The organism is Hwanghaeella grinnelliae, assembly GCF_004005845.1.
In the GTDB taxonomy this organism is placed as follows: domain Bacteria; phylum Pseudomonadota; class Alphaproteobacteria; order UBA8366; family Aestuariispiraceae; genus Hwanghaeella; species Hwanghaeella grinnelliae.
In genome coordinates this window covers 532,434-554,263 of the sequence record NZ_SADE01000001.1, presented here as the reverse complement: position 1 = coordinate 554,263, position 21,830 = coordinate 532,434, and the positions used below count along the sequence as shown (strand labels likewise).

The window sequence follows — 21,830 nt, the reverse complement described above, 5'->3', positions numbered from 1 at the left end:
TTTGTGCGCGTTTGCCGTCAACCAGCCGAACCAAAACAATTTAGGACAGGTCAGTTGGTCGGCGTCAGGCTCTTCAAATATTCTATCACCGCGGCGCGATCGCCATCCTTCTTCAGACCGACGAATGACATCCTGGTCCGCTTGACCAGGGATTTCGGCTTGGTCAGGAACTGATCCAAGGTTTCCGCATCCCACATCAGTTCGGCGGATTTCATATCCTTCGAATATTTGGTGAACCCATCGACCGACGCAGCCGTTTGTCCATAGACCGCATGCAGGCTGGGGCCGATCTTGTGCTTGCCTTCGTCCGCACTGTGGCAGGAACCGCATTTCTTCTTGAAGATCCCTTGGCCTTCCTCGACCAAACCGGCGTCCAGCGCCGGTGCAGCGGACGCAACCTGGTCGTCCCCTGTTGCGGATTCAGCGGCGCTTTCGGGATCGGCCGTTTCCGCGGCGGCCTGATCGTACCCTCCTTCGGCAGCGTCTTCCCCACCTTCGGGAATGCCGGCGTCTTCAGGCGTCACATCGATGACCTGAGCCCGGGCCGTGATTTCCACGCTTTCCTTGCAGTTCGTCATGCAGGGTTCGGCCTGCGCCATGGTCGGGGTATCGGGCCGATCATCGGCGACGAAATTCGCCTCATTCGGCAAATGAATTTCCGTGAAGTTTTCCTTGCTCAAGACAAACTCGTCATCGACCAGATCGTTCATATAAAGCAGATAGGCGACGATGCCATAAATCTCATCCGAACTCAGGCTGCGAGCGTTCCCGAAAGGCATCGCGCGTTCGATATAGTCGTAGGCGGTGGACAGATACGGCCAGTAAGACCCGATGGTCTTCACCGGATTCCGGGACTTCAGCGTACCATGGCCGCCGGCAAGCACCGGCCAGCGATCGACGCCTTCCGCGAAATCACCGTGGCAGACGGCGCATTGATCGGCGAAGACTTCCTCCCCTTGCAGGACGCTGCCGGACCCTTCCGGCAAGCCTTGACCGTCGGGACGGATATCGGTGTTCCAGGCGGCAACCTCTTCCGGCAGCGCCTCGCGGCCAAGGCCAAGGGGCTCCGCCTGCGCGGTTGTGCCGCAAAGTGTCCCGGCAATGGCGAAACCGAGCAGAAGATTACGATACTTCGACATTCTCAACCTCACCATTCTCACGCACATGCCAAGTCTGAATACCATTGTTGTGATAAATCGAATTCGTGCCCCGCGCGGCGCGCAGCTCGTTCTTGGTCGGCTGGACATAGCCGGTGTCGTCGATTGCCCGCGACTGGATCAGCAGCGGCTTCCCGTCCCACTCGAAATTGACGTAGAAGCGGGTCAGGGATTTCGGCAGGACGGGTCCCTGGATATCGGCGGTTACCCAGTTCTTGCCGCCGTCCAGCGTGACGTCGACGCGCTTGATTGCACCGCGGCCGGACCAGGCCAAGCCGGACAGGACGTTCGGCCCCTTGAACCGGAGGGGTGCCTGCGGGCTAGGGTTCGTCACGACCGATTTGGCATCCATCACCCAGGTGAAGCGGCGGGATTTGCCGTTTTCCAGCAGGTCTGTGTATTTCGAGGTTTCCTCGCGCGTGTGCCAGGGCTGGTCACCGACTTCGATCCGGCGCAGCCATTTGACCCACATATTGCCTTCCCAACCGGGAACGACCAGTCGCAGGGGATAGCCCTGTTCGGGACGCAGAGCCTCACCATTCATGGAGAAGGCAAGCATGCAATCGTCGAGCGCCTTTTCAAGCGGCACGGACCGGTTCATCCCGCTGGCATCCGCCCCTTCCGGCATCAGCCATTTGGCGTTGGTTTTCACGCCGCATTCTTCCAGCACGGTCTTCAGCAGCACACCGGTATATTGCACGCAATGGACCATGCCATGGGTGAACTGGCACCCGTTCAACTGGGCGCCGCGCCATTCCATGCCGGAATTGGCCGCGCATTCCAGGAAGAAGATCCGGTTGACCCGTGGGAACCGCTTCAGGTCGTCCATCGTGAAAACCAGCTCGCGGTCGACCAGCCCATTGATCATCAGGCGGTGTTTTTCCGGCGGAATTTCCGCGATGCCGCCGTGATGGCGTTCGAAACACAACCCGTTCGGCGTGATGATTCCATCCAGGTCATGCAGCGGTGTGAAATTGACCGAGGATTCCCGTGAGGCCGTCAACCATTCGACGTCCCGGCGCACCACATGCTTCTCGAACTGGGACGGCATGCCATAGGGCCGCGCGGCGACACCGTCACCCAGGAACTGGTTCCATTCCTGAACCTCCGTAATTTCGGGGGCCGGTGTCGCGGCACGGGCTGCGACAGAGGTCGCCGCGACACCGCCCAAAGCCGCCAGGCCGCCTTTCAGAAACCGCCGGCGTCCGTTATCGGATTGCCCGTCTGCGGGCCGGATATCCCTAGGCTCTTTCTTCATACTTCACTCCAAGTCCAGTCGGATCGTCGTGCGAGGGGATCAAATCCCGACGATCTTCACGCTATCGTTTTGTTTGACCGCGACCGTGCCGGCCTTCTCGATATAGTCGCTGACCACATCGTAGATCGGCGGCCCTTCGGTGCCTTCATTGACACTCGCCCAGCCGGCGACAACGTAGGACGCCGACGGGTCGATCGGCGCACCGCTGGACAGCAAGGTCATGTCGGAAATACGGGACCCAATCGCCTTGGTCGGATCGATCCGGTATCCCATACCACCGACGCGAACCATGTCGCCGCCTTGCTGGTAATAGGGATCCGGATTGAAGAGATTGTCGGCAACGTCTTCCAGAATGTCCTTCAACATCTGCCCGGTCATCTCGTTGCGATAGGCGTTCGGATAGGTGATCGCCGTCATGTTGTAGACGTCGTCCACCGTAATGTCCTGGCCCGGCAACAGGGTCGCCCCCCAACGGAATCCAGGGGACAGCGCGATTTGCGCATCCCGCTCGCTTAGCAGCGCATCACAGATCAGATCGTCGAACGTGCCGTTGAAATTGCCGCGCCGGTAGAGAAGACTTTCGGTCTTCCCGAGCACCCGGTTCACATCAGCCTCATAAGGCGCGCGGACATCCTTGATCACGGCTGCCATTTCCGGGTCCGGCGCAATGACATCGGACAAGACGGGGATCAATCGATAGCGGAAATCCTTCACTTCCCCATCCCGGATATCGAGGTCCAGGCGGGAGAGGAACTTGCCATGGCTGCCGGACGCGATCAGCAAGGTTTTGCCGACCTTGATCGCCTCGGGCACGGCATCATGCGTGTGACCGGTGAGCACGACGTCGAGGCCGGTCACGTTGGAGGCAAGCTTGCGGTCCACGTCGAAGCCGTTATGGGACAGCAGGACGACCAGCCCAGCCCCTTCCGCGCGCGCCTCATCGACGCGTTCCTGCAGTTCCTTCTCGCGGATGCCGAAGCTCCAGCTTGGTATCATGTAGCGCGGATTGGCGATCGGTGTGTAGGGGAAGGCTTGGCCGATCACCGCAACCTTCACACCGCCGCGCTCGAAATAGGAGGTCGATTCAAAGACGGGTTCTTCCCAATCGGTATCCCGGACATTCGCCGCCAGGAAGGGGAAGTCCATCTGGTCGATCAGTTCTTCGACACGCTCGGTCCCATAGGTGAACTCCCAATGCGCCGTCATCGCGTCGGTCTTCATTGCGTTCATAACGCGGACCATGTCCTCACCCTGCGTCTGCAGAGAGGTATAACTGCCCTGCCAGGTATCCCCCCCATCGAGGAACAGGGTCTGGGTCGGCCTTTCCGCACGGATCGCGTTCACCAGGGTCGCCATGCGGTCCATGCCGCCGATCCGTCCGTATTCCTTCGCCAGCGCGAGGAAATCCGTGCTGGCCATGGAATAGGCCTTGTAGGACCCGGGCGTGAGATCGAACGTGGAAAGGAATTCCTTGCCGGTGATATGCGGCGGCAGGCCGGCAACCTCGCCGACACCAAGGTTGACCGATGGCTCGCGGAAATAGACCGGCACCAATTGGGCGTGAATATCGGTCACATGCAATAGGGTCACATTGCCGACCGGATCAAAGGCCAACAGATCGTCCTGCGTGATCGATTGCTGTGCGGCGGCCGGACGAAGCAGGCTGGTTCCGCCCAGCAGCGCACCGGCAGCAGCGCTCACTTGCAGGAATTCACGACGTGAAAACATTCCTATCCCCTTCGTTGGCCGCGACCAGGCCAGCGTCTAAACATCACTTACTTCGGACAATGTAGCTTCCGCCCGACCCGCAGGACCGGGCGGAAGCGAGAACTCAAACCTTAGTTACGCAGGGCCGGTGCCTCGACCGGCAGGCCGACACCGCGATAGGCCAAGTAAACTTCCAAGGCGAGGAACTCGTCGGAACCGCGCTTGTAGGGTTTTGCCCGAACCTGATCCATGCAGCCCTTGAATCGGCGATGAAGCGTGCCGACGCCCTGCCATTTCAAGCGATAGGTCGGGAAGCCGTTGGACTGCCCCTGGCTCAATAAATCCGAGCGGATCTGGTTGCCGTAATTGTCCTCATGGCAATTGGAACAGGCCAGGTCCAACTGACCGAACCGCGTGTAGTACAGGTCCTTGCCCTTCGCCTTCCAGGCCTCCATGTCGCCTTCGCTGAAATCGACATTGACCGGTTCACCGCGGGATTGGGTGCGGACGAAGGATGTCATCCCGATCATTTCGGAAGATTCATACTTCCAAGCATCAGCGCCCATTTGTTCGGTACGGCACTGATTGATCTGAAGCTCGATATTGACCGGCCGGTTGTTCTTGGCATCCCATTTCGGGAAGGTCGCACCGACCATCTTCATGGATTCTGATGCGTTGCCATGGCAATCCGCACAGGCCTTGCCTGCTGTTCCGTCGGCCGTGTTCCAAAGTTCCTCACCTTGATCGACCCACAGGAAGGCAGGGTTTTCGAAATCATCATCCTGAAGCGCCTGCGTTTCCGGAGTCCGGAATTCATAGCCGGAGATAATTTCACTCAGCGGATGACCTTCCGGCGCGGGATAGGTTTTCATATCCCCCGCCAAGGCCGGTTGGGCTGCCAGACCGCCCAGAAGAACGGCCGCTGTGGCCCAACGGCCCAGTTTCCCAATGCTTACATCAAACATCATCGTTTCCTCCCAATCGCGCTTTTTATCGTTTTATGCGCGTTTTTCGGACTGCGCGGCATTTCTGCCTTACGCGACCTTGATCTTCTTCTTGGTGCTGAAGACAGAACCTTCGTCGTCTTTCCAGACGAATTCGAATTCACCCGATTCCGGCACGCGCGCGGTGAACTGCAAATACGGATTGGCGGAAATGGCCGGTTCCATATCGCAACCGAAAACGCGCTCGCCATTGAACGTGCATTCGAAGGAATTGATGATCATCCGCGGGATGGGATTGCCCTGCTTGTCCTTGCGCTGACCCGATTCCATTTTGTGGGTGATCAGCGTCTTGATCGTAATGATCTCACCGGCAGCGGCGGATTTCGGAATTTTTACACGAGGCTTAGACATTCTCTATCTCCTTGATCGGGCGCGCGATTAACCGCCGCAGCCGCCGATGGTGACCTTGACCAGATTATCGGTACGCATGAACGAACCGTCGTTCATTTTGGCGACCGCGATGACGTTCTGGGTTTTGGCCAAACGCATGCGGGTCGACGCTTCCTGAGTTCCGCTGAGCGGTGTGAAATGGAAGGTCGCCACACCCGGTTCAGGGTTGCCGTCAGCGAGGATCAGGACGCTTTCCGCGTAACGGTCAGCGGTTGCTTCGCCATCGACACGAACCGTCAACGGAACCGTGTTTCCGTTCTCCGCGATTTCCGGCATTTCCAGGCTCAAACCGCCCTCGGACGCCGTCGCGCCGCCAAGAAATTCAGCGACACGCATCTCGGCTTTTTCAGCACCCAACGCGATACTGGGAAGGCCCGCGATTGCGGCCGCCGCAGCGCCCGTCGCGACAATCAGGAATTCCCGTTTGTTCAGGACAGTCATTCTTTCCTCCAATTACTCTTCATTGAGCGTCATCAAGAAAGCGACAACGTCCTCAACATCCTGGGCAGACAGTATGGTCTTGCCCTCAAACTTTTCCGCCACGCGGTTGAGACCTTCCGTGGTGTGGAACCCCGGCATCATCGTGCCTTCGAAGACCTTCTTCGAGTTGACGACGATCAGACGGAGTTCAGCCTCGCTCCACCGCGTCGCCGCGCCATCCAGGGGCGGGCCGATTTCGCCGTGGTAAGGTTGGTCAGAAAGTTTCGTAACGGCATGACAGGCTAGGCAATTGCCAAGCTTCCGGTTGATGGCGACCTCGCGGCCGTTTTCCGCGTTACCCGGCTGAGCAGTCAATGCTTTGGGAATGCCGCCATCGACGATTTCATAGTCGGCCGGACCAGCGGCAACCGCCACGCCGGCGGTCAGAACCGCACCCAATAGTGCGCCGGACCAAATACCCGGTTTGAACATCATATTTTCCTCCACTGAGCCCCCGCCAGTAAGGCCGAAGCACTTTTCCCAGGGGTCTTTGACGCTTCACCGATGTTTGTCTCGGCCAGCTTGCGCGCCCCATTCAAGCAACACGGTAACGCAAGACTTTAGTCTTATCAATGGACATATATGAATTTTTCTATCTGTTTTGCCGTTTTCATGGTCGAGACGCGTATGACGATATCAGTGCGTCTTGATCAGCCAATTTCACCAAGGAAGGGAAACAGCTCCAGCAGCCAGAAGCCGACATCGTCGATGCCGCCGGTAACGAACAGCAGGCCGGTGGCGATCAGGAATACGCCCGATACGCGTTCGATCACTTTCATGTTTTTCCGCAGACCGGAGGAAACGATCAGGAACCGGGACGCGAATGAGGCCGCCAGAATGAATGGAATACCGATTCCCATCGCATAGGCGCCAAGAAGCATAATCCCCCGGGTAACCGACTCCTCACCGCCGGCCATGAAGAGAATCGCCGCCAGGATCGGGCCGACACACGGGGTCCATCCGAAAGCGAAAGCAAGGCCGAGCAAAAATGCGCCAAGCAGCCCGCCACGGTTTTCCATATTGAACCGCGCTTCCCGATACAGGAACGGTATCCGCAGCCAGCCCATGAAGTGAAGACCGAACAGAATGATCATGACGCCCGCGACCTTGGTCAGGATGCCGGCGCTTTCGGTGATCAATTGCCCGAACGAGGTCGCGATCGCCCCCAGCGAAACGAAGACGACCGCGAACCCCATGACAAAGGCTACCGACGAAAGAACGACCCGTCGTTGGACCGAAGGTTCGGCGGCACTCAATTCATCATGGGTGATCCCCGCGACATAGCAGAGATAGGGCGGCACCAGCGGCAATACGCAGGGTGAGACGAAGGATAGCAATCCACCTATAAAGGCGCCGAAAACCGTGACGTCCATTCCATTTCCACCCTTTGCTTACGGCGCAAGCGTCTTGCCGCGCTTGCTTTTTCGCGTCGGTAGCGCCCGACACACATTACGAATGTACTTATAGCATTGTTTGAATGTAATATAGCCCGATGATGAACCTTGCGACATTTTTTCTGAGTTCAACCCGGCTGGCGGCGCTATGCGCCGCCGTCTTTATCACCTGCTGGCCGGCCCTTTCCCGTGCGGCCGACATCGAACTGGTGATGTTTGAAAGACCGTTCTGCGAATGGTGCGAAGCCTGGAACGAGGAAGTCGGCGACGCCTATGCGATCACGCAGGAAGGAAAATTCGCCCCCTTGCGCCGCGTCCAATTGAACGACGCCCACCCGGCGGATCTAAAAGACATCCGTTGGCCGCGTTTCACGCCGACCTTCGTGATGATGGTCGACGGGGAAGAAGTCGGCCGCATTCGTGGCTATCCCGGTGAAGAATTCTTTTGGGGATTGTTGGGCGAGCTCATCGAAAAGGCGCGAGCGGAACAATAATCCTTCGAACATGTAAAACATGATCAGGTTGGGAAAATGATGAAACGAACATGCCACTTGCTTGCCTTCCTAGTCGCCGCCTTTCCCCTTGGCGCGAACGCCCAGGACGACGGCGCACTGGTATCGTATCAGATGATGAAACCGGAAACCGCGCTTGCCCTGGCGCAGGCGACGATGGACGATTGCCGCGAACGCGGCTTCCAGGTGAGTGTGACGGTCACCGACCGTTTCGGATTGCCGCAAGTCGTGCTGCGTGACCGATACGCCGGGCCGCACACTTTGGAAACGTCGCGCCGCAAAGCATGGACCGCCGCCAGTTTCCGCACGGACACATTAGCGTTCTCAGCACTGACCCAGGCGGGAGAAGGTCTTTCCGGCATCCGTTATATTTCGGACGTCGCGGCCATCGGTGGGGGCATTCCCGTCGAAGCCGCCGGCACGCTCGTCGGTGCCGTCGGCGTTTCAGGTGCGCCCGGGGGCGAAATGGATCATGCCTGCGCGGAAGCCGGAATCGAGGCAATCGCCGTGGACCTTGAGTTTTAGGCAAGCATACGGCAATTTTCGAGCCCGCGACTCCATTGTCAACGCATGCATTGTTTGGAGATCTGAAAGGATGAGTGATGGCGCTCCCATCTGAGGAAGAGGTCCTGGAGTTCAAGGACGACATGGTCGACAAGGCGCGGCACGCGGCGAATGTCCTGAAAGCCCTGGGCCACGAGCATCGGCTTTTGGTGATGTGCCTCTTGGCCGACGGCGAAAAGGCCGTCACCGAACTGGAACGCCTGCTTTCCTTAAAACAACCCGCCGTTTCCCAATTGTTGACCCGGCTGCGCGCGGATGACCTGGTTTCGACACGCCGGGAAGGCAAAGCGATCTATTATTCCATCGCCGATCCCGCTGTCCGGGAGATCATTCAGACATTGTATCGATTGTATTGCGAACCGGCCGGGCTGTGCCGAGAAACGTCATAGTAGACCCCGATGTTTGAAGACGTCCCCATCCAAAGCATCGTCGCTTCCATTGGGGCAATTATCGGTCTGATCTTCGGTTATATCGGCCGTATTACGCGTTTCTGCACATTGAGTGCGGTCGAAACGGCCGTCTACGGCGAGCATTGGGTCCAAATGCGAATGTGGGTGTTCGCAATCGCCGTTGCCATTCTGGGCACATTCCTTCTGGTCCAATACGACCTAGTCGACCTTTCGAATACCGTACACATGCTGCCCCGTGTCGCGATCCTTGGCCCCATCCTGGGCGGTTTAATCTTCGGTGTGGGCATGGCGGCGGTCGGCACGTGCGGGTTCGGGTCCGCCCTGCGCGCCGGCAGCGGCGATCTGCGCGGGCTGATGACCGTCGGCATTATCGCGATCGTCGGATACATGACGATCCGAGGCTTTCTTGCCATCCCCCGGCAAACTTTGATTGAGCCGCTTTCCTTTTCCCTGCCGGCGGGGGCGACGGCCACGGTGCATGGGCTATTGGCCTTGGCGTTCGACCTTGAACCCGATGCCCTGGCGATGCCCGTCTCCTTGCTCATGACAGCGGCGCTTGCCATTTGGTGTCTGAAGGATACGGAATTCCGTACCAACCGACGGGCCCTCTTCGGTTCCGTCATGGTCGGCCTTCTCGTCGTGGCCGGATGGTTTGCGACAGGCTATATCGGCGCCGACGAGTTCGAACCCCAGCCGACGGAGTCATTGAGTTTCGTCGCAGCCGCTTCCTCTACCCTTATTTATTTCATGACCTTTACCGGCGCGACGATCTCGTTCGGCGTCGGCATGTTGCTCGGCGTTTTCGGGGGAAGTTTCCTTGCCGCCCGACAGAAAAACGAAGTCAGACTGGAAGGTTTCGACGAACCAAGAGAGATGCGGCGTCATATCGCCGGCGCCATCCTGATGGGTTTTGGCGGTGTGCTTTCCATGGGGTGCTCCATCGGCCAGGGACTGACCGGCGTATCGACCCTGGCCGTTCCATCTTTTCTGGCGCTTTTCTCCATGTGGCTGGGTGCCGCGCTCGGCCTGCATATCCTGATCCATGGATGGACACTTTCCGCCCGCGCCTGACTCGGCCGATCCGCGGCGTGCGAAATGCAGTTTTTTATATAGAAATATCGCCATGTGTGATATTGAATAGAAACGACTAGAAAAACAAAGAAGTCGGATTCAGGGATGGAAACCCAAAATGTGCTGAATGTATCGGCACAGCGTACCCGTGTCGGATTGCCCCTATCGGCAGTCGTCCTGGCATTCATCGTTCCGGCTATATCGCCGTTGGACCGGCCCGCATGCGCGGCGGACCTGGAATACGGGGCCTATCTGGCATCAGAATGCACGACATGCCATCGCGCCGATGGAGAGTTTGAGGGCATTCCCGCCATTGTCGGCTGGGACGAGCAGCATTTCGTCGACGCATTGAAGGCCTATCTCGGCACGGATCGAGAAAATCCCACAATGAGGACCATCGTCAAACGGCTGACGGAAAAGGATATGGAGGCACTAGCCGCCTATTTCAGGTCGCTGGCCAAATAATACCGATTGGGAGGAAAGAATGAATAAACCGATCAACCGGCGAAAAATCTTGAAAAACGCGGGGGTCGGTGTGGCGGCCGCCGCCCTGCCCCTGAGCATAGCGCGCGCCGCTAAGCCGAAGGTCGTCGTGGTCGGCGGCGGCCCCGGCGGTGCGACTGCCGCGCACTACATCGCCAAGGACTCTAAAGGCGCCATCGACGTTACTTTGGTCGAGCCGAACAAGGCCTATACAACCTGCTTTTTCAGCAACTGGTATATCGGCGGATTCCGGAATTTCGAATCCATCACCCATTCCTATAGCGGCCTCGCGGATATCGGCATCAACATCGTCCATCAGATGGCGACCGGCATCGACCCCGACGAAAAGACCCTGACGCTGGCGGATGGCGCGAAGCTGCCCTACGACCGGTTGATCCTGGCGCCGGGCATCGATTTCAAATATGGCGAAATCGACGGCTATGGCCCCGACGCCACGCAGATAATGCCGCACGCTTATAAGGCGGGCCCGCAGACCGTTCTGCTACATGACCAGTTGCATGCGATGAAGGATGGCGGCCTTTTCATCATGGTCGCGCCACCGAACCCATATCGATGTCCGCCGGGGCCATACGAGCGGATCTCGATGGTCGCACATTACCTGAAGAACAATAAGCCAAAGTCGAAAATCCTGATCCTCGACCCTAAGGGCAAATTTTCCAAGATGGCTTTGTTCCAGGAAGCCTGGGGCCGCTACTACGATGGGATGATCGAATGGCTGCCGCGGGAAATGCTCTCCGGCGGTGTCAACGCGGTCCATACGGCCAGCATGTCAGTCAAGACACCCGACGAGGAATTCAAGGGCGACGTCGTAAACGTGATACCGCCGCAGACGGCCGGCAAGATCGCACGCGATACCGGCCTTGCGGATGTTACCGGCTGGTGCCCCATTGTCCCGGCAACCATGGAATCGAAGCTGGTGGCCGACATCCATCTGGTCGGCGACAGCACAATCGCCGGCGACATGCCGAAATCGGGCTTTTCCGCCAATAGCCAAGCCAAGGCCTGCGCCATGGCAATCCGTCACGCATTGATCGACTCGCGGGCCTTCCCGCCCCGTTTCGCAAATACGTGCTGGAGCCTCCTCGCCCCAAGCGATGCGGTGAAGGTCGGGGCAAGCTATCAGGCCACCGAAGAAAAAATCGCGAAGATAGATGGTTTCATCAGCAAGACCGGCGAGAGCGGTACCCTGCGCGCGGACAACGCCAAGGAAGCCGTCGGTTGGTATTCCGGGATAACTGCGGACATGTTCGGCTGACCCACCTTCCATCCCCTGTTCCAGCAGCGCCCGACTTTGTTATCGGCCCCGGTGTTTTTCTACAGACCTGGAGTTTTTCAATGCCTCCCTTCGACTATTTTGCTCCGTTTCGTCCCGTCAAAGCGGCCTTGTTCGCCGCTTTCACACTGGTCGCATCCAGCGCCGCTTGGGCAAGCCAGGATATCCCCGACATGTATCCGGGTTCCGTCCTGTATTCGAAACCGGTGGAGTTCATTCCCCATGTATTTTCCGCCATCGGGGCGACGGCCCCTCCCGGCAAGGCGAATGCGGGGCACAACAACAACCTCACGTTCATCGTCACCGGTGAAGGCGTGATCGTCATCAACGGTGGGGCCTGTGCCCTGCTGGCCGAAGCCCTGCACGATGAAATCAAAAAGGTGACAGACGAACCGGTCCGCCTTGTCATCAACGAGAACGGCCAAGGCCACGCCATGCTGGGCAATTCCTATTGGGCCAAGCAAGGCGTGCCGATCCTGGCGCATTCGGATGCGGCGGAGGAATTCACCGCCCATGGATACGAAATCCTGGAACGCATGAAGGGCTATAACGAAGAATTGGCCGAAGGCACGGAGGTCGTCCCCCCGACCGAAACCTTCGACGACAAATATGTCATCGACATGGGCCGGTTCCATATCGAGGTTTTGCATCTGGGGCCGGCCCACAGTTCCGGCGATATCTCGGTCTGGCTACCGGAACAGGGGCTGGTCATCGCCGGCGACATGGCCTTCCACGAGCGGATGCTGCCAATCTTCGACGACACCGAAACCGGCGCTTGGATAGACACCTGGGAGAACGAGTTCGAGAAATTAAACGCGACCTATGTCATCCCCGGTCACGGACATCCGACGAATATGGACCAGGTCCGCCGCTATACCCACGACTATCTGGTCTATCTGCGCGGCAAGATCCGCGAACACTTGGATAATGGGGGAACGCTGGACGATGCCTATTATGTCGATCAAAGTCCTTACGAGCATTTGGACACCTATGAAGAGCTGGCGACCAAGAACGCCGGATTCGTTTATGTCGAGATGGAGTTTGAATAATCGAATGACGGGCATGATCGACATTCCCCGGCGGATCGCTCGGTGACGCGGGCGCTTCTTGTCCTGACGGCTTTCCTGTCTTCCGCCGCAGTGCTGGTGTTGGAGATCCTCGCAGGACGCTTGCTCGCCCCTTATGTCGGGATGTCCGTCTATACCTGGACGGCGATCATCTCGACCGTGCTGGCCGGTTTGACCGTCGGGAACTGGACCGGCGGCTATCTGTCGCGCGGGCGTTTGAATTCGGACCTCCGCAGATTGGGCATGGTCCTGTTCGCAGCCGCCTTCGCCACAATCTCGATCCTGTTGCTGGTTAAACCACTGGCGGCGTCGATCCTGTCGAATACCGACAATGCCATGACCGGCGTGATCTTGATGTCGCTCGGCCTGTTCTTCCTGCCTGCCTTCCTGGGCGGGGTAGCCTCGCCGATCATCGCAACGGCGGTCGTGACCATGACACCGGGCCGCGAAGGACGTGCCCTGGGCGCGATATATGCGGCGGGCTCGGCGGGTGCAATTGCCGGTTCGGCCGGGTCCGGCTTCCTTTTGATCCCCTATCTTGGCAGTGCGCAATCAACCATCGCCGCGGCAGGCGTGCTTGGCGCTCTCGCCGCCCTGTGGCTAGTGCTTACCTGGCAGCGCTTTGGCGGCATCGCAGCCGCCGCTGTCATCATCGCCATGGGTTTCGGCGCTGACAGGCATTGGCAAAGCGTCTGTGACGAGGAATCACCCACCTTCTGTATCCGGGTTATCGGCTTTGATGGGCCGAATGTCGCCAGCAGCAGCATCCGCGGCATGGTTCTGGACCATCTTGTCCATGGTGTGAATATGGAAGGTAATCCGACAGCGATCTTGAGCCCCTATGCGGCCCAGATGGACGCCGCGGCCCGCATTCTGAAGCCCGAAGGCGGGGCGGCCTTCTTCGTCGGCGGCGGTGCCTATACGCTGCCGCGGGCCTGGCTGGGCCGTGGCCGGATCGTGGTGGCGGAAATCGACCCCACAGTGACGAAAGTCGCGCAGGACTTCTTTTGGGTCGACACGGCGGAAATGGAAGTCCTGCACCAGGATGCACGTCTGGCGCTGACCCAACAGGCAAATGCGGCCTTCGACCTCGTTGTCGGCGATGCCTTCAAAGATGTCGCCGCGCCGTTCCATCTGGTCACGCGCGAATTCGCCACGCTTGTTTCAAGCAAATTGCGGCCGCAGGGCATTTACCTTTTAAACCTGGTCGATCGAATGCCGGACCCCACGGCGTTACACGCGGTTCTGGCGACCCTGTCGGATGTATTCCCCTCGGTCGTCGTATGGCGCGACGACCAGCCCAGCGCCGGGCCGAACCGCCACACATTCGTCATCGCGGCGGCAAACCGGCCGGAAGTTCTGTTCGGCGCGGAAAGGGCCTCGATCGAAGGCTGGGCACCCCACCCGGTGCAAGCGCAAGACTTGGCCTCCCCCATGATCCTGACCGACGATCACGCACCGTTGGAGCACCTGCTGGGATTGGTGTCCGACACGGTTCAGTAGGAAAGGACCCGCCTGTTCCCTAGCGGCGATGCGTCATCAGCATCAGAAGCAGGTGCAGAACCATCCCCGCGATCATCGCAGCGACGAAGATCAGCACCGGCGTCCCGCCCAGGGTCAACGCGGACAGGGCCGGCCCTGGACAAAACCCGACCAATCCCCAACCCGCGCCGAACATGGCCGCCCCGGCCACAAGCCGAAGATCCGGACCGAAACGCGGAGGTTCCGGGAATGCACTGCCAGCGAAGGGATAGGCTTGCCGCCGGGACCAGATCCAGGCAAGCGCCATCGGTATCAGCGCGCCACCCATCACGAAGGCAAGGGTCGGGTCCCAACTGCCGCCGGCGACGTCCAGGAAGGCAAGCACCCGGTCCGGGTTGATCATATTCGATACGACGAGGCCCAGGCCGAACAGCAAGCCGCTGATCAAGGCAATGACAATCCGCATGGCCTTATCCCAACCGCGTCTTGAGGAAAGCGACGACCAAGGCCGCCACGACCATGAAAGTGCCGGTCGCAATGAAGGACCGGACCGAAAGGCGCGACAAGCCGCAGACACCGTGACCGCTGGTGCAGCCATTGCCCAGGCGCGTTCCGAAACCGACCAGCAACCCGCCGACGATCAGATACGGCAAGGACTCCGTGATCTGAATGACCGGCGCCGCCACGACCTGCGCATAGATCAGCGGGCACAGGACGATCCCGGCGACAAAGGCCAGGTTTTCCAGAAACCTACCGTTCTTATTGCCCATCAACAGATCGCCGGTGATTCCGCTGATCCCCGCGACGCGGCCCAGCCCCAATAGAAACAAGGCGCTCGCAGCCCCGATGAAAAGGCCGCCGATCAGTCCCATCGACCAATCCGTGAAATCGATATGCATTACATCTCCAATAAAATGAACAGCGGTCCGGCAGTCCCTACCATGCAGCGGGATCGAGGCCTTGCGCCTCCATCTCGGCCACGCGATCGGCAAGGTACCGCTGGAATGTGCTGTCAGCGAATTTCTCTTCCTGCACGTATTTGAACATCTGCATGAAGGTGAAGGGGCGGAAGTACCCGGGCAGACGCGCCGCCTCCGCGTCGCGGCCGGACTTGCCTGCAACCGCTTCCGCACTCATTGGGAAGAAGACGATCGTTGGCGTAAAATTCACCAGCCACTTTCGGGCGATATCCCGTTCCTCCAACTCTTCCCCGTCGAAATCCGTCACCAGTCTGCTGCCATGTAGGTTGAGCTGGAGCACGTCGAAATTCGCCGGGATATAGTCCCGCACCTTCGGATGCGCGAAATTGATCTCATGAGTTTTCCGGCAATAAGGGCAACCACGCTGTTCGATGATCACCGCGAAATGCCGGCCTTCCGCAGCGGCCGTTGCATGGTCTTCAGAAAGGTCCAGAAAACTGTCGATGAACCAATCCTGGATGTGCAGACCGTCGTCGGAGAGTTCCACAGCGGCCGCCTTTTTTACCGTACTCAAACCCGCCATCGGCGCCGCCAAAGCCGCCGCGCCGGCCAAATTGAAAAACTGTCGCCGAGAGTACATGGATCCACCCCTGCCATTTTCTATATACACATATGCATTTTACTATGTGTTTTGTCATATGGCTAGTCTTCCGCGTGGCGCAAGCCTCGCAGGGAGAATTCCGTATTTCGTTCTACTGGAGTACACTGTTCCGCAAATTCCGGCGCGCAACCGATAACCCGCCGATAAAACAAGAACGCGGCAGACGATACAGGACAGGGGACAGAGCGATGCGGCAATCCATTCTGGCGGCACTTCTGGTATCGATAATGGCCATGCCCGCCGGCATTGCGGCGGCGAACACCCTTGTCGTCCTGGATGTCGCGGGGGACAGCGACCTGCGCCGGGGCGATGTGCTGGAGGCGGAGGCCGGCCTGTTCCTGGGGGCTGAGACACGTGTCACATTGGTCAACGAGGCGGGCGAGAAGATCGAGGTCGTCGGTCCCTTCCAAGGCATCGTGGAGTCGCCAACCGATGAGGGTGAGGCGGCTCTGGTCCAAAAGATGGCAGCGCTGTTCAAGTCCAACCGGGTCGGAACCGCCATCCGGACCTACCGGACCTTCGGAACGGCGACACCGGCGCCATGGGACTATGTTCCCGCCGAAGGCGGCAATTATTGTTTCGACGACCCGGACAATCTGAGCCTTTGGCGTGACTCGACCGACCGGGACGACAGGGTCCTGTTCACCTCACCGGAAGGCGAAGCCGCCGTAAAGTGGAACCGTGGCGATACCGTGCTCAACTGGCCGGTGGATCTGCCGCGACGGAACGGTCAATCCTATAACCTGGCCATTAGCAGCGGTCCGGCCGTGGACCTGACCTTGCTGCGGGTTCCGGCCACCCTGCCGACACGCATGCATACGGCGGCCTGGATGTCAGAAAACGGATGCCCCAACCAAGCCATGCTGCTTGCACTGACAGCGGATGTCGATCGCTTGCTGGAAGGGTTGGGGAAGGCCGGTAAATTCTGACCCGTTCCGAAAAGCCGGCCAGGGGTGGCCGCAAGTTCCTTTTTCGGGGCTTCCTGACCTTGATCTTCGTGCTGGCCGTTTGTGCTGGCTATCTGGCATGGCAGGGTCCGGGTGTCGTCGTCGATTGGGCCCAAAAGGTATTGCGCGAAAACGGCCTACCCGAAGTCGACTTCGAACTCCGCGATCTGTCGCTGGAAACGGTCACCTTGGAAGGCATCCGAATCGGCCGTGAAGGCGCATTGAAGATACCCCGCATTTCAGCCGTGTTCACCTGGCGGGAATTGATCGACGGTGAAGTCGGCGAAATTGCCGTGGACGATCTTGAATTGACCGTCATTCAGCGCGATCAGGGCCTTTCCTTCGGGGAACTGGACCCATTCGTCTACGGTGCAACGGAAGAGACGGACGAGGAAATCGCGATCGGCTCCTTAAACTGGCCTTTCCGAAAACTCACCCTTGGCAATGCACGGGTCGTGTTGGTGAAGGACGCCGGCACCATAGCCGCCATCACGATCAATGGAACGGTTCAGCGCAACCCATCGGGCGGCCTTGATATCGGCCCAGGACGGATTTCCGTAGCAAGCCCGGAACTCAGCCTGACAGCGGACGTCGAAGCAACGGTTTCCGGGGACGGCAAACTGACCGCTGGGATGCAACTGGCAAACGGCCGTGCGGCGGTCCAAGGCTACGAAGTCACGGCGCAGGACGGCAACCTTTCCCTGGAAACACCGCTGGACGATTTATCCGCGCTGCAAGCAGTCGGCGACCTCCGGGTATCGAAAGTGTCCCTTCCTTTCGGTCTTGCGACCTCGGGAAACATGACCGTTTCGATCCGCCAGAACCGCATGACGGCCAGTCTTCTTGCCGCGGACGAGAAACATGGGCTGAAAGCCAGCCTGGATATTGCCGCCTCGCTCGCCGAACCGCTTGCCGCGCAACCGATCGCCATCGATGTTTCACTGTCGGCATCGGACGCGGCGCTGTTCCCGTCCGGGTTACTGCCTGTGCCCCTGACCCATGGTGCCGCCAGGCTTCACGTGTCTCTCGACGATCGCGTTGGAAACCTGCAATCGCTGGCCGGTGTGGATGGGCTGCTTGCCCTCGCCAAGGGCTTCCCGTCCCTAGCCATCGAATTGGAGGGAAGCGAAATAGAATCCCCTGCCCTGCCGGGCCGCGCGGATATGAAGGCAGCGATAAGCTTGGAACGAACAGGGGATGGCCGTATCGCGGTCCAGGTGCCGAAAGGCATACAGGCTTCCCTGTCCCCCATCGATGCGGAAGATTGGCTGACAATGCTGGGCCCGCTGGGCCAACCGGGACCGGTGACCCCCTTGCTCGTCTCAATATCGCAAACGGATGCGACGCCCTTGCTGATCCTAGACCCAGGCCAAATTCTGCAGAAAAGCCGGTTTGATGGCGCCGTCCGACTGGAAGGCGGTGCCTTGCCCGCCCTGGATACTGCGCTTTCGGCATCGGTGATCCTGGACCCACGGGCCGGCATTTTCGATCTGACGGCCGACGCCCTGAGCCTATCGATGGACAGCGCCGTGATCGATGACGTCACCCTGACCGACGTGACACTCGACGCGACCGCCAGCGCCACCGAGTCGGGTGGATCCGGATTGGCGGATCTGACGGCGGCGCTGTCTGGCGGTAACCGCGACACCCTTTACATTCCATCTGGAAAGGTCAGCATTCCACTGTCCTGGCAAATTGCGCCGGACAGGCTGACCCTGCGCATTCGGGATTGCGCTGAATTTCTGGTTCCGAAACTTCTCAGCGGCGATTTCCAAATCGACATGCGAACCATGCGCCTTTGCCTGCGGGAAGACGGTGGCGACTTCCTGACCATAACAACGGGCCCGGCCGGCGACTTGGCCACGGCATCGATGAATGCTCGGTTGTCGATGCTGGGCCGCGACATTGTTATGACAGGCAAAGACGGTTGGCGGGCACGCCTGAACGGCAAGAACAACGAAGCCGTCTTGCATGCCCACCTCTCACCGGATGGAACGGTCGGTGTCACCTCCGATATATCGTTGGGCGCTGTTACTCTGCCGTCCTCCCTGCTGCGCATCGACGAATTTCGGCTTGCCGCCGCCGGCGAAAACGCCGGCAAGGAACTTGGCGTCACGCTTGCGGCGACGGTGTCGGATTTGCGCAAGCCACGCCTCTTCGCTCCACTGGAACTGACAGTTAAATCGACCGCGTCCAAGCAGGATAGGTTGGTGGCGTCGGGCAAGGTCATCCCTCGTAACACGCCGTTGATATTGGAGTGGGATGCGGAACACAGACTGTCCACGCGAAAAGGCGATGCGACGTTTCGGCTCCACCCCTTCGTATTCGGTCTGGGCGTGAACAAATTCTCCGATGTCACCAGCATTTTACAGGGCGTTGTCTCCCGACCCGCTGGTCAATTGCTGGGTGCGGCATCGGCCAGTTGGGAAGGCGGTGAAGGATGCGGCAACGCGGACCTGTTGATCCGGCGCGGTTCCGCCGTCTTACCGGGGTCGGGACCAATCCCCTTGCAGGGCGAGGTGTCGTTCGGCCAATTGGGGCTGACCGGAAAGGTCTGCGCGGGCAGCGACGGTATACAAAGTCAGATTGGGCAGCTGCTGCTTGACGGCATGGAATTCGCCGGGGAGCAAGTGTCCGCTCGGGCCGTCAACGCCAATATCGACGTCGCGTCCTTCTATCCTTTCGCCACCGCTCCGGATCAGGCTTTGTCCGTCGGGGTTCTGGATTTGGGGTTTCCCCTGACCGACGGGATCGCGCTTTTCGACATAAGCGATACATCCCGCTTCAACTTGGAAAAACTCAGCTTTAATTGGGCTGGCGGCACGGTTTCCATAGCCCCCTTCCAGATCGCGCCTGACACCCCGTTGGAGTCGCTCGACCTTTCGGTAAAAGGCGCAAGACTGGAAAAATTGACCGAATTGGTGCCTGACAAAGGCATCACCGGCGAGGGCATCCTGGACGGGACACTTCCGATCCACTTCACCGTCGAAGGCCCCGCCGTCCGGCAAGGCTATTTGGAGACGCGCGGTCCTGGCATTCTGCGGTACAAGAGATCTCTGGAAGAGGGAGAAGAGCCCACCGCAGTGGACGACGTGCTCTCTAACCTGCAATATTCGAATTTGCGGATCGACATCGACGGCGGTTTGAGCGGCGGTGTGGGTATCGGCCTGCATGTTGAAGGGGCCAATCCGGATTATCTGGACGGATATCCGGTGGTTCTGGATGTGAACGTAAACGGTCCACTAGGCGCGATCATGAATGACGGGCTGGCGACATACCAAGTGCCGAGCCAAATTCTGGAGCGCATGCGCCGGTTTGGACAAATAGAATGACCGCAAGGCCGAATGGGGGATGAATGAAACGATACCTATACATCGGGTTTGTCTCGACAGCCTTGGCGCTGGGTATCGGCGGCTGCACGCCCACCGTGAAGGTGGAAGCCCCCGACAAGCCGATCCACCTGAAGGTCGATATCAACATCACCCAGGAAGTGAACCTGAAAGTCGAACGGGATGTCGATGGGCTGGCGGCCGAACCGGCTATCCCACTTGCGAAACGGGCCGGTTGGATCGGCGAACGCTCTGACGGTTACCTCGCCCTGGTTCGGCCGGACGCACCATCCGACATCGCCGAGATCGTCCAACAGGCTAACGAAGACCGGCTGCTGGAATTCAACGCCATCGCCAGCCGTCACAACGCGCCATTGAAAACCGTAGAACTCGTCGCCGGAAAAAAATTCATCGACAAGAGCCTGCCGGGCGAATTCGTACAGAACGACGACGGCACCTGGGTGCGAAAAAACTAGACCGTTTTGCGCCTATCGGCTTCTGGTGAAGACGATCCATTTCACATCACCGGTCGGCTTATCGAAATACATCACGGCGTCGAAGTCATCGACGGCTGAAAAGATGATTTCATCCTTCGCCAGTCCGACAAAGAACAGCACAACGTCGATCAGGATTCCCAGCAACGACCGGTTCGGCCTGCCGCCGGGCGGTAAGGGCGCCGCTTTGACGGTTCCGCCATTGTCACGAATGCGGGACAGCCACTTGTCCAAATCGTCGGGTATCTCGTTCAGGTTCACATTCGCCGGAGTTCGCAGGAACAAAACATTGTCGGCCGCCCGCAGCGCGGCGGAAAGGCTGATATCGAAAGTCAGGCTATCCGGGTCGTAGATCAGTTCCTCGGGCCCGTTCCCCGGCTCTGTTGTCTCTTCCGGCGTCACATTGTCGAGCCTCACATTGTCGGACGTGGCCACATCCGCGGCCGCCGCCGTCTTAGGCGCCGGCCCTGATTGTGCGGACGGTTTTCCGGTCGTGTTGCAGGAAGCCAGCAGACAGAGAAGCACGACCGCAGTAAACGTCCTCACCCAGGCGCACAATGCGGGGGTGATCAATCCTCGGCCCCCAGATTGGTAATCTGCACCCGCCTGTTTTCGCCCGCATCCGGCTGATCGGGTTTGAGCAGCCGTGTTTCCCCATAGCCTTGCGCGACCAGTCTGTCCGACTTGATTCCATAGGTTCCAACCAGGAAATCGCGGACGCTGCGGGCCCGCAATTCAGACAGGATCATATTGTAGTCGTCGCCGCCGACCGCGTCGGTATGCCCTGCAACCAGGAAGTGGAATTCCTCCAGTTCATTCGACACGAGCGCCTCGCCCAAAGTGGACAGCGCCTGTTTCCCTTTCGGCGTCAGCGTATGGGAATTGAAGTCGAATTCGATGCTGAGATTCACGGTCGGCGCCGCTGGTTGGTCCGCGCTGTCACCGGAACCGCCGGGCAGTTCGACTTGGATGCCGCGCGTCGCGGCGCCCAGGCTGCGGAATACCGGCTTTGCCTGACCTTCCGCCGGCTTCAATTGTCGGATCAGGTCCTCCACGCTTGGGTCCTGCACGACGCCCTGCGCCTGCGCAGGGGACCAAAAGATCAACAACACAAATGCCGCCACCACGAAAGCTGGCCCAAGCCTTTGCTGAATGGGATTCCGCCGTGTTTCTAAGACTTTCATCCGATATTTCCTCCTGGCGTCG

At 59.2% G+C, this 21,830-nt stretch carries 24 protein-coding genes; 11 read left to right on the top strand and 13 right to left on the bottom strand.

Annotated elements, in window-relative coordinates; translation table 11 throughout:
- Nucleotides 1-50: 50 nt before the first annotated feature.
- The 8 genes from EOI86_RS02425 to EOI86_RS02390 all read right to left on the bottom strand — a co-directional run bounded on the left by EOI86_RS02425 (nucleotide 51) and on the right by EOI86_RS02390 (nucleotide 7,369).
- A complete protein-coding gene (locus EOI86_RS02425) occupies nucleotides 51-1,139 on the bottom strand; it encodes a c-type cytochrome (protein ID WP_127763548.1) in 1,089 nt (362 codons plus the stop codon).
- Nucleotides 1,123-2,415 (bottom strand): sulfite dehydrogenase, encoded by a 1,293-nt coding sequence (gene soxC / locus EOI86_RS02420; RefSeq protein WP_127763547.1) that lies wholly within the window; start codon nucleotides 2,413-2,415, stop codon nucleotides 1,123-1,125. Before soxC ends, EOI86_RS02425 begins: the two co-directional genes overlap by 17 nt.
- 39 nt (nucleotides 2,416-2,454) lie before the next feature.
- Nucleotides 2,455-4,143, bottom strand: a complete 1,689-nt coding sequence (soxB, locus tag EOI86_RS02415) for a thiosulfohydrolase SoxB (RefSeq protein WP_127763546.1) — start codon at nucleotides 4,141-4,143, stop codon at nucleotides 2,455-2,457.
- 110 nt (nucleotides 4,144-4,253) lie between these two features.
- Nucleotides 4,254-5,090 (bottom strand): sulfur oxidation c-type cytochrome SoxA, encoded by an 837-nt coding sequence (soxA, locus tag EOI86_RS02410; protein ID WP_205032023.1) that lies wholly within the window; start codon nucleotides 5,088-5,090, stop codon nucleotides 4,254-4,256.
- Nucleotides 5,091-5,156: 66 nt separating this feature from the next.
- Entirely contained in the window at nucleotides 5,157-5,477 is a 321-nt protein-coding gene (soxZ, locus tag EOI86_RS02405; protein ID WP_127763545.1) for a thiosulfate oxidation carrier complex protein SoxZ, read from the bottom strand.
- A 27-nt stretch (nucleotides 5,478-5,504) separates the two neighbouring features.
- Complete coding sequence (soxY, locus tag EOI86_RS02400) at nucleotides 5,505-5,957, bottom strand: thiosulfate oxidation carrier protein SoxY (RefSeq protein ID WP_127763544.1); 453 nt, start codon at nucleotides 5,955-5,957, stop codon at nucleotides 5,505-5,507.
- Between the two features lie 12 nt (nucleotides 5,958-5,969).
- Complete coding sequence (soxX, locus tag EOI86_RS02395; RefSeq protein WP_205032022.1) at nucleotides 5,970-6,431, bottom strand: sulfur oxidation c-type cytochrome SoxX; 462 nt, start codon at nucleotides 6,429-6,431, stop codon at nucleotides 5,970-5,972.
- A gap of 215 nt (nucleotides 6,432-6,646) precedes the next feature.
- Nucleotides 6,647-7,369, bottom strand: a complete 723-nt coding sequence (locus EOI86_RS02390) for a cytochrome c biogenesis CcdA family protein (protein ID WP_127763543.1) — start codon at nucleotides 7,367-7,369, stop codon at nucleotides 6,647-6,649.
- A 119-nt stretch (nucleotides 7,370-7,488) separates the two neighbouring features.
- Between EOI86_RS02390 and EOI86_RS02385 the strand changes: the two genes are divergently transcribed.
- The 8 genes from EOI86_RS02385 to EOI86_RS02350 all read left to right on the top strand — a co-directional run bounded on the left by EOI86_RS02385 (nucleotide 7,489) and on the right by EOI86_RS02350 (nucleotide 14,294).
- A complete protein-coding gene (locus EOI86_RS02385; protein ID WP_240035554.1) occupies nucleotides 7,489-7,884 on the top strand; it encodes a thioredoxin domain-containing protein in 396 nt (131 codons plus the stop codon).
- A 36-nt stretch (nucleotides 7,885-7,920) separates the two neighbouring features.
- The gene (locus tag EOI86_RS02380; protein WP_127763542.1) at nucleotides 7,921-8,427 is read left to right on the top strand and encodes a GlcG/HbpS family heme-binding protein; all 507 of its coding nucleotides are present in this window, start codon (nucleotides 7,921-7,923) and stop codon (nucleotides 8,425-8,427) included.
- A 77-nt stretch (nucleotides 8,428-8,504) separates the two neighbouring features.
- Entirely contained in the window at nucleotides 8,505-8,855 is a 351-nt protein-coding gene (locus EOI86_RS02375; RefSeq protein WP_127763541.1) for an ArsR/SmtB family transcription factor, read from the top strand.
- Between the two features lie 9 nt (nucleotides 8,856-8,864).
- Nucleotides 8,865-9,947: a YeeE/YedE family protein gene (locus EOI86_RS02370; RefSeq protein ID WP_127763540.1), complete on the top strand. Its 1,083-nt coding sequence runs from the start codon at nucleotides 8,865-8,867 to the stop codon at nucleotides 9,945-9,947.
- A 105-nt stretch (nucleotides 9,948-10,052) separates the two neighbouring features.
- Nucleotides 10,053-10,412 (top strand): c-type cytochrome, encoded by a 360-nt coding sequence (locus tag EOI86_RS02365; protein WP_127763539.1) that lies wholly within the window; start codon nucleotides 10,053-10,055, stop codon nucleotides 10,410-10,412.
- 19 nt (nucleotides 10,413-10,431) lie between these two features.
- The gene (locus tag EOI86_RS02360) at nucleotides 10,432-11,706 is read left to right on the top strand and encodes an NAD(P)/FAD-dependent oxidoreductase (RefSeq protein WP_127763538.1); all 1,275 of its coding nucleotides are present in this window, start codon (nucleotides 10,432-10,434) and stop codon (nucleotides 11,704-11,706) included.
- A gap of 80 nt (nucleotides 11,707-11,786) precedes the next feature.
- Entirely contained in the window at nucleotides 11,787-12,773 is a 987-nt protein-coding gene (locus tag EOI86_RS02355; RefSeq protein WP_127763537.1) for an MBL fold metallo-hydrolase, read from the top strand.
- Nucleotides 12,774-12,815: 42 nt separating this feature from the next.
- Nucleotides 12,816-14,294, top strand: coding sequence for a fused MFS/spermidine synthase (locus EOI86_RS02350; RefSeq protein ID WP_127763536.1), 1,479 nt, complete (start codon nucleotides 12,816-12,818; stop codon nucleotides 14,292-14,294).
- Between the two features lie 19 nt (nucleotides 14,295-14,313).
- Here the strand turns inward: EOI86_RS02350 and EOI86_RS02345 are convergent, their stop codons facing one another.
- From EOI86_RS02345 to EOI86_RS02335, 3 genes are read right to left on the bottom strand one after another with little or no spacing between them, the layout of a single operon-like run.
- Nucleotides 14,314-14,739, bottom strand: a complete 426-nt coding sequence (locus EOI86_RS02345) for a YeeE/YedE family protein (RefSeq protein ID WP_127763535.1) — start codon at nucleotides 14,737-14,739, stop codon at nucleotides 14,314-14,316.
- A gap of 4 nt (nucleotides 14,740-14,743) precedes the next feature.
- Entirely contained in the window at nucleotides 14,744-15,172 is a 429-nt protein-coding gene (locus EOI86_RS02340; RefSeq protein WP_127763534.1) for a YeeE/YedE family protein, read from the bottom strand.
- Nucleotides 15,173-15,209: 37 nt separating this feature from the next.
- Complete coding sequence (locus tag EOI86_RS02335) at nucleotides 15,210-15,833, bottom strand: thioredoxin family protein (protein ID WP_127763533.1); 624 nt, start codon at nucleotides 15,831-15,833, stop codon at nucleotides 15,210-15,212.
- Between the two features lie 209 nt (nucleotides 15,834-16,042).
- On the opposite strand from EOI86_RS02335, the gene EOI86_RS02330 reads away from it, so the two are divergent.
- The 3 genes from EOI86_RS02330 (at nucleotide 16,043) to EOI86_RS02320 (ending at nucleotide 20,606) form a co-directional block, all read left to right on the top strand.
- Nucleotides 16,043-16,783 carry a hypothetical protein gene (locus tag EOI86_RS02330; protein ID WP_127763532.1) on the top strand — a complete coding sequence of 247 codons (741 nt, stop codon included), beginning with the start codon at nucleotides 16,043-16,045 and terminating at the stop codon, nucleotides 16,781-16,783.
- Between the two features lie 68 nt (nucleotides 16,784-16,851).
- Nucleotides 16,852-20,133: an intermembrane phospholipid transport protein YdbH family protein gene (locus EOI86_RS02325; RefSeq protein ID WP_240035615.1), complete on the top strand. Its 3,282-nt coding sequence runs from the start codon at nucleotides 16,852-16,854 to the stop codon at nucleotides 20,131-20,133.
- A 23-nt stretch (nucleotides 20,134-20,156) separates the two neighbouring features.
- Nucleotides 20,157-20,606 (top strand): YnbE family lipoprotein, encoded by a 450-nt coding sequence (locus tag EOI86_RS02320; RefSeq protein WP_127763530.1) that lies wholly within the window; start codon nucleotides 20,157-20,159, stop codon nucleotides 20,604-20,606.
- A gap of 12 nt (nucleotides 20,607-20,618) precedes the next feature.
- Here the strand turns inward: EOI86_RS02320 and EOI86_RS02315 are convergent, their stop codons facing one another.
- Together EOI86_RS02315 and EOI86_RS02310 are read right to left on the bottom strand one after the other, a co-directional pair.
- A complete protein-coding gene (locus EOI86_RS02315; protein WP_127763529.1) occupies nucleotides 20,619-21,197 on the bottom strand; it encodes a hypothetical protein in 579 nt (192 codons plus the stop codon).
- The gene (locus tag EOI86_RS02310) at nucleotides 21,194-21,808 is read right to left on the bottom strand and encodes an OmpA family protein (RefSeq protein ID WP_127763528.1); all 615 of its coding nucleotides are present in this window, start codon (nucleotides 21,806-21,808) and stop codon (nucleotides 21,194-21,196) included. Before EOI86_RS02310 ends, EOI86_RS02315 begins: the two co-directional genes overlap by 4 nt.
- Nucleotides 21,809-21,830: the final 22 nt, after the last annotated feature.